The organism is Deltaproteobacteria bacterium, from assembly GCA_035063765.1.
Classification (GTDB): Bacteria; Myxococcota_A; UBA9160; order UBA9160; family PR03; genus CAADGG01.
Genome location: JAPSFT010000048.1, coordinates 1 through 6,933, shown reverse-complemented (window position 1 = coordinate 6,933; position 6,933 = coordinate 1). Strand labels below are relative to the sequence as shown.

Below are 6,933 nucleotides of genomic sequence, written 5' to 3'. Positions count from 1 at the left end.
GTCCCAAAGTGGACAGCCCGGTGGCTACGAGATCTACGACCCGCCGATCGAGCCAGCGATGGCTCCGTGGGAGATCGTCGGGATTGGCAGAGCGGCGGTTGGAGCTGTTCGCGGTGGTGTCAGAGCGGCGGCCGGCGGGATCGCCGCCGCTCGAGCGGCTCGGCAGGCGTACGTGGCTGAGGCGCAGGGAATTCGCACAGCGGCCGAGAAGCTCGTAGACCAGGGTCTTGATCCGGCCGCCGCTGCGCGCTGGGCGGTGGATGCCCGCAATGCCCTGAAGCTGGAATCTCGCGAGTCACTTCCTCGGGTTGTTCAATGGGGCATCGAGCAGCGGAACATCTGGAAGTACGGGAACCCAGTCGGCCCGAGCGCCGATCGCCTTCTGACCAGGCCTGGTGGTTCTCCGGCGGCGGTGATCGAGAGCGCCGGCAGGACGAACTCCTGGGTGAACTGGATCTTGGGAGTGGACTAGGTGGGTGAGCCCGACACGGTGTGGCTCCAGTACTGGCAGCGCCCGCGCGTTCACCGCCGCTTCGATCTCCGGACAGGGCGCTGTCTCGAATCGAAGCTGGCGGAGACCGACAAACCCTTGAGCCCTCACTTTGGCGACTGCGCTCGCTGCAGCTTGGGATTTGCTCTCGTATACAGAACTTTGCGAGCCGTCTGGCTCCAGCTGGGCACCAGGCGCTTCCAAATGGATCAGCGAAAGGTGTTCTTCTCGCACGAGCGAAGGCTGGGCGGAATCCTCTCGGAGCTGCGGATCGAGCCGCGGGATGGTTCTTCGCCCGCGCTGGTCGTGAGAGACTTCTCCATTGGGAGAGTCCTCTTCGATGATGAAGACTTCCTTCTCACGATTGCGAACTGCGCGAATGACCCAACCTGGATTTCGTGGGTATCGCAGCATTGGCAAGCCGTCGATGCGTGTGGAGCCGCCACGGAGTCCATGGCCTGAGCGCTGAGAGTGACAGTGGTAGGTGTCAGAGATCTTCCGGCGTGAGCCCGGTCCGCTTAGCGATCCGGGCAAGCATCTTTGGCCCGATCTCGTCGCGGTCGTGGAAGGCCCAGACGAAGTTCGGGGAGCCTTCGCGCGCGAGCACCTTGTGCGAACCCTTGGCTTCACGCTTGACGGCCCAGCCGATGCGCTGGAGCGCCGCGAACACACGCGACGCTTTGGTTGCTCGCCAGCGGCTCACGCGGCGGCGGAGGCGGTCTCGAAGGTGACGCTCACGGGGCCGCGGGGCCCCTCGTCATGGTCGAGCCGATCGGCGAGGACGCGCAGCGCGAGCGCCTGGGCGTGAGCCAGGGCCAGCTCGGCCGTCTCGCCGTAGGCCATCACGCCGGGGAGATCCACGACCTCGGCCAGGTAGCGGCCGTCCTCCTCCTGCTCGATCTCGACGCGGTAGCTCGTCTGCATGGTGGCCTCCTCGGGATCGCGGCTCAGCCGACGCCGGCGGCGAGCTCCTTGAGCTTGGAGCGGGCCTCGAGCGAGTCGAGGATGTGGAGCAGCGCCCGCTCGTCCTCTTCGGAGAGCGTGCCCAGGCCCATGACCCGCTCGGCCAGGCGGCTGACGGTCACCTCGAGCGGCCTTCGCGGGGCGTCGTCGATCAGCAGGTAGTCGAGGCTCACGTTGTAGGCCTTGGCCATCTTGATGACGACCTCGACGGAGGGCATCACGCGGTCGTTCTCGTAGCGGCTGACCTGGCGGCCGTCGATCTGGGCGTGGAAGGCGAACTCGTCCTGGGACCAGCCCTTCTCGCGGCGCAGGGTCTTGAGCTTCTCGCCGAGCGACACGTCGGCCACCTCCGCCGGGCAGGCTAGCCACAGGGGAGGGGAGCTGGGAGGGTGATCTGTGCGTTCCATGTCGGATCAGGTTGACAGGATATGCACTTCTTGTCAATCTGCCGTGCGTCCCGTGTATGACGATTTTCTTCGAGGAGGGGACCCATGGCGCGCATCCCGAAGGCGGAGCTGGAGCGGCTGAAGCAGGAGGTCTCGATCGAGCGCCTGGCCGAGGCCCGGGGCGTGAAGCTCGAGCGCCACGGCGCGGACCTCCTGGGCCTGTGCCCCTTCCACGACGACCGAGAGCCTTCCCTGGTGATCACGCCGAGCAAGAACCTCTGGCACTGTCTGGGGGCCTGCCAGGCGGGTGGCTCGGTGATCGACTGGGTGATGCGCGCCGAGGGCGTGAGCTTCCGCCACGCGGCCGAGCTGCTCCGTGCCGACCTCCCGCCGGAGGGGCTCTCGACGAACAAGCCGCCGAAGCTCTCGACGACGCCGAAGCTCCCGGGCCTGCTCGACGCCAGCGAGGACGACCAGGTGCTGCTCCGCCGTGTCGTCGACTACTACCACGCGACGTTGAAGGAGAGCCCCGAGGCCCTGGCCTACCTCGAGAGCCGCGGCCTCCAAGACGCCGAGGCCGTCGAGCGCTTCCGGCTCGGCTTCGCGAACCGCACGCTCGGCTACCGGATGCCGGCGAAGAACCGCAAGGAGGGCGCGGCCATCCGCGAGCGCCTCCAGGTGCTCGGCGTGATCCGCTCCTCCGGCCACGAGCACCTGAACGGCTCGCTCGTGGTGCCGGTCTTCGACGCCGAGGGCCGTGTCGCCGAGATCTACGGCCGCAAGATCACGAAGGGCCTGCGACCGGGAACACCGCTCCACCTCTATCTCCCCGGCCCGCACCGCGGCGTCTGGAACATCGAGGCCTTGCAGGCCTCGCGCGAGATCATCCTCTGCGAGTCGCTGATCGACGCGCTGACCTTCTGGTGCGCGGGCTTCCGCAACGTGACCGCGGCCTACGGGACCGAGGGCATGACGCCGGACCACTGGAAGGCCTTCGAGCGCTACGAGACCGAGCGCGTGCTCATCGCCTACGACCGCGACGAGGCCGGCGAGAAGGCGGCGGAGAAGCTGGCCCAGCAGCTCACCGAGCGCGGGATCGGCGCCTACCGGATCCACTTCCCGAAAGGCATGGACGCGAACGAGACGGCGCTGAAGCTCACGCCTCCGTCGAAGAGCCTGGAGCTGCTGATCCGCAAGGCGACCTGGCTGGGGAAAGGGAAGGCCGCGACACCGAGCACGACGGCGACCGTGATGGCGTCGGCTCCCTTGCCGGCTGCTAAAGGAGAAGAGGCTCCGAAAGAACGCGAGCCCGAGCCGGCTCCCGAGATCGTTGCCGACGCACCGGCCGAGCCCGAGCCCACCGACGAGCCTGCTCTTCCTTTAGCCGCCACTCCGGAGCCCGCACCGCCGCCGGACCCGCCGGCTGCAGAAGAGCGCGGCGAAGAGCTCGCGATGACGCTCGGCGATCGCCGCTGGCGCGTGCGCGGCCTCGCGAAGAACACGAGCTTCGACGCGCTGCGCGTGAACGTGCTCGTCGATCGCCAGGGCCACGGCTTCCACGTCGACACGCTCGACCTCTACAGCGCCCGCCACCGCAAGGCGTATCTGCAAGAAGCCGCCGCCGAGCTCGGCCTCGAGGAGCGGGTGGTGAAGAAGGACCTCGGCCAGGTGCTGCTCCGCCTCGAGGCCTTGCAAGAGGAGCAGATCCAGAAGGCCACGGAGCCGAAGGAGAAGACCGTCGAGCTGGACGACGACGAGCGCGAGGCGGCGCTCGACCTGCTGCGCGATCCGAATCTCCTCGACCGCCTCCTCACCGACTTCACCCGCTGCGGCGTCGTGGGCGAAGAGACGAACAAGCTCGTCGGCTACCTGGCCGCCGTGTCGCGGAAGCTCGAGGAGCCGCTCGCGGTGGTAATCCAGTCGAGCTCGGCCGCCGGGAAGAGCTCGCTCATGGAAGCGGTGCTCGCCTTCATGCCCGAGGAGGAGCGGGTCCAGTACTCGGCGATGACGGGACAGTCGCTCTTCTACATGGGGGAGACCGACCTCCGGCACAAGATCCTCGCCATCGTCGAGGAGGAAGGCGCGGAGCGAGCGAGCTACGCGCTGAAGCTCCTGCAGAGCGAAGGGCAGCTGACCATCGCGAGCACCGGGAAGGACCCGAGCACGGGCCGCCTCATCACCCACGAGTACCGAGTGGAAGGCCCGGTGATGATCTTCCTCACGACGACGGCGATCGAGATCGACGAGGAGCTCTTGAACCGCTGCCTGGTCCTCACCGTCAACGAGGACCGCGAGCAGACGCGCGCCATCCACCGGCTCCAGCGCGAGCGCCAGACCCTCGAAGGCCTCCTCGAGCGCCAGGACCGCGAGCGCATCCTGAAGGTCCACCGCGACGCGCAGCGGCTGCTCCGGCCGCTCCTCGTCGCGAACCCCTACGCGCGGGACCTCACCTTCCTCGACCACCAGACGCGCACGCGCCGCGATCACATGAAGTACCTGACGCTCATCCGCAGCGTGGCGCTGCTCCAGCAGTACCAGCGGGAGGTGAAGACGACGCAGCACCAGGGGCGCTCGGTCCGCTACATCGAGGTGACGCGCGAGGACATCGCCGTTGCGAACCGCCTGGCCCACGAAGTGCTCGGCCGCTCGCTCGACGAGCTGCCGCCCCAGACGCGCAGGCTCCTGGGGCTCGTCTCCGAGATGGTCACGAAGCACGCCGAGGCCCAGGGCCTCGACCGCTGCGACGTGCGCTTCACGCGGCGCGATGTGCGGACCTACACGGGCTGGAGCGACTTCCCGGTGCGCATGCACCTGGAGAAGCTCGCCGAGCTCGAGTACCTGCTCGTCCACCGCGGTGGTCCCGGCCAGCGCTTCGTCTACGAGCTGCTCTACGACGGCCAGGGCGAAGCCGGCGAGACCTTCCTCACCGGCCTCCTCGACGTCGACACCCTCGAAAGGCACGGGTACGACGCGAACCCCGAGCATCGAGAGGCCAACCTCGATGCCACTGTGAGCCCAGGTAGCTACCCGCTCGATGCCACCCTGAGCCCTGCCGAAACGACCGCAACTCCCGACGCCGCCAGCGCTTCTCTCGAAACTGCGAGCCCACCCCCGAAAGCCACTACTGGGGAGCGGAAGAACGCCGCCACCGTAGTCGTAACTCCTTCTTTAGTCGCCGCGCCGCAGGCGCGCTGACGTGGCGAGGCGCGGAGCGAGGAAGAAGCGCGAGCCCGTCGGCGACCCCGCCGACCCGCACGGCATGGCGGCCTGGCTCGCGCGCTACCTCGAGTGGCTGCGGAGCCACAACTACTCCGACTCGACCGTGAGCAACCGCGAGTCCTACCTCACGCTCTTCTGCGCCTGGTGCGAGGAGCGCGGGATCACGCGACCGGCCGAGGTCACGAAGCCGATCCTCGAGCGCTACCAGCGCCACCTCTACCACTACCGCAAGCCCACGAACGGACAGCCGCTCAGCTTCCGCAGCCAGTACAGCCGCCTCGTCCCGGTCCGCGCCTTCTTCAAGTGGCTGACGCGCCAGAACGTGCTGCTCTACAACCCGGCCAGCGAGCTCGAGCTGCCGCGCCTCGAGCACCGGCTGCCCAAGCACGTGCTCACCGCGAGAGAGGCCGACCTGGTGCTCGCCCAGGCGGACACCACCGACTCCCTCGGCATCCGGGACCGCGCGATCCTCGAGACGCTCTACTCGACGGGCATGCGGCGCATGGAGGTGATCGGGCTTGCGCTCTACGACCTGGACCTCGACCGCGGAACGCTGATGGTGCGCCAGGGCAAGGGGAAGAAGGACCGAATGATCCCGGTCGGAGACCGCGCGGCGGTGTGGATCGAGAAGTACCGCGCCGACGTGCGCCCCGAGCTCGTGGTGGAGCCCGACGAAGGCGGCCTCTTCCTGACGGCGGAGGGCACGCGCTTCTCGCCCAACGGGATGACGTCACTGGTGCGGAACTACGTCCTCGCCGCCGACCTCGGCAAGCGCGGCGCGTGCCATCTCTTCCGTCACACGATGGCGACGCTGATGCTCGAGAACGGCGCCGACATCCGCTTCATCCAGCAGATGCTCGGCCACGCAAAGCTCGAGACGACGCAGATTTACACCCAGGTCTCGATCCGGCAGCTGAAGGAGATCCACACGGCCACGCACCCGACGGCAAAGAACGAGCGACGGACCGCCGTGAAGATCGACGACGAGCACGACGCGACGCCCGAGGCACTGCCTGCCGCTCTCGACGCCGAGGCGAGCGCCGACCCCGAGCCATAGCGGGACGACGTCGTCCCCCGACCCGACTTGGCAGCCGACGCGGGGCGACCCCCCGCCCACCCCGGCCGTCGCCCTCCCGCGCGGGACCGCGAGCCATGCGGAGAGCGGCCCGGAGGCAGGCTCGAGGCAGGCCGAACCTTGGTTGCCCTCAAGCCGCCCGCCCCAAGCGGCGGAGGGGGCCTCCCCTCGTCGCTTCGCTCCTCACCGGGGCAGCCGGGCGAGCAAGCGCCGCGCCCGGCCCACGAACACCGTGCTGTGATCGATCGGCTCGGGAAGGGCCGGTCACGTCGCTTGCATGCCCTGTCCGATAACGCGCGTTATCCGACCTGCCCCTGTCCGGCCCCCTCCTTGGGCTCCGCTTCGCTCCGCCTGGACATAACAAAGTTATGTCCACTTGGGGCGGGCTCGCGCTGTGCCGGTGCGAAGCGCTTCAGCCCTCACGGAGCTCCGCCCGCCTCCGGACCTCGTGCCACGCGCGGGGCTTGGTGGCTTCGCGAACGCCGGCGCCGGCCTGCCCGTCCGCCCCCCTGGCAGGGGGGCTCCCCGAGAAGAGCGAAGAGCTGAAGAGGGGGCGGCTGCGCCGCCCCCACCCCGGCTCTTCCTCTGCACGGTCGACGGGTGCTTCTGAAAAGCGCGGCAACTAAAGGGAGAACCCCATCGACGTCGCCGCCTCTGCAACCGAAAACTCGCGTCTGGGCTTCGAACGAGTGGATCGGGGAAGGCGACCGGAAGCTCGGGTGGTAAGCTCTCGAATGCGCCTGGGAAAGTCCCAGGTGTACGGCGTGGAGGCGTCGGGATGTGCTGTTGTCCCAAAGTGG

Annotated in this window: 6 protein-coding genes; 3 read left to right on the top strand and 3 right to left on the bottom strand. The window is 68.4% G+C overall.

The annotated features are described in order from the left end of the window. A partial coding sequence (locus OZ948_19615; GenBank protein MEB2346927.1) for a hypothetical protein occupies positions 1-472 on the top strand: 472 nt, incomplete at its 5' end. Between the two features lie 505 nt (positions 473-977). On the opposite strand, the gene OZ948_19610 is transcribed toward OZ948_19615, so the two are convergent. From OZ948_19610 to OZ948_19600, 3 genes are read right to left on the bottom strand one after another with little or no spacing between them, the layout of a single operon-like run. Further along, positions 978-1,193 (bottom strand): type II toxin-antitoxin system HicA family toxin, encoded by a 216-nt coding sequence (locus OZ948_19610; protein MEB2346926.1) that lies wholly within the window; start codon positions 1,191-1,193, stop codon positions 978-980. Next, positions 1,190-1,414 carry a type II toxin-antitoxin system HicB family antitoxin gene (locus tag OZ948_19605; GenBank protein MEB2346925.1) on the bottom strand — a complete coding sequence of 75 codons (225 nt, stop codon included), beginning with the start codon at positions 1,412-1,414 and terminating at the stop codon, positions 1,190-1,192. The genes OZ948_19610 and OZ948_19605 overlap by 4 nt, the downstream gene beginning before the upstream one ends. Positions 1,415-1,437: 23 nt before the next feature. Then, a complete protein-coding gene (locus tag OZ948_19600) occupies positions 1,438-1,800 on the bottom strand; it encodes a helix-turn-helix domain-containing protein (GenBank protein ID MEB2346924.1) in 363 nt (120 codons plus the stop codon). 144 nt (positions 1,801-1,944) lie between these two features. Between OZ948_19600 and OZ948_19595 the strand changes: the two genes are divergently transcribed. Continuing rightward, complete coding sequence (locus OZ948_19595) at positions 1,945-5,034, top strand: CHC2 zinc finger domain-containing protein (GenBank protein ID MEB2346923.1); 3,090 nt, start codon at positions 1,945-1,947, stop codon at positions 5,032-5,034. A gap of 1 nt (position 5,035) precedes the next feature. Continuing rightward, positions 5,036-6,115 carry a site-specific tyrosine recombinase XerC gene (gene xerC, locus OZ948_19590; GenBank protein MEB2346922.1) on the top strand — a complete coding sequence of 360 codons (1,080 nt, stop codon included), beginning with the start codon at positions 5,036-5,038 and terminating at the stop codon, positions 6,113-6,115. The last annotated feature ends 818 nt before the right edge of the window (positions 6,116-6,933 follow it).

What these genes read in the sequence shown, in the direction of transcription:
- OZ948_19605 (MEB2346925.1), bottom strand. Translation starts at nt 1,414, where the DNA reads ATGCAGACGAGCTACCGCGTCGAGATCGAGCAGGAGGAGGACGGCCGC.
- OZ948_19595 (MEB2346923.1), top strand. Translation starts at nt 1,945, where the DNA reads ATGGCGCGCATCCCGAAGGCGGAGCTGGAGCGGCTGAAGCAGGAGGTC.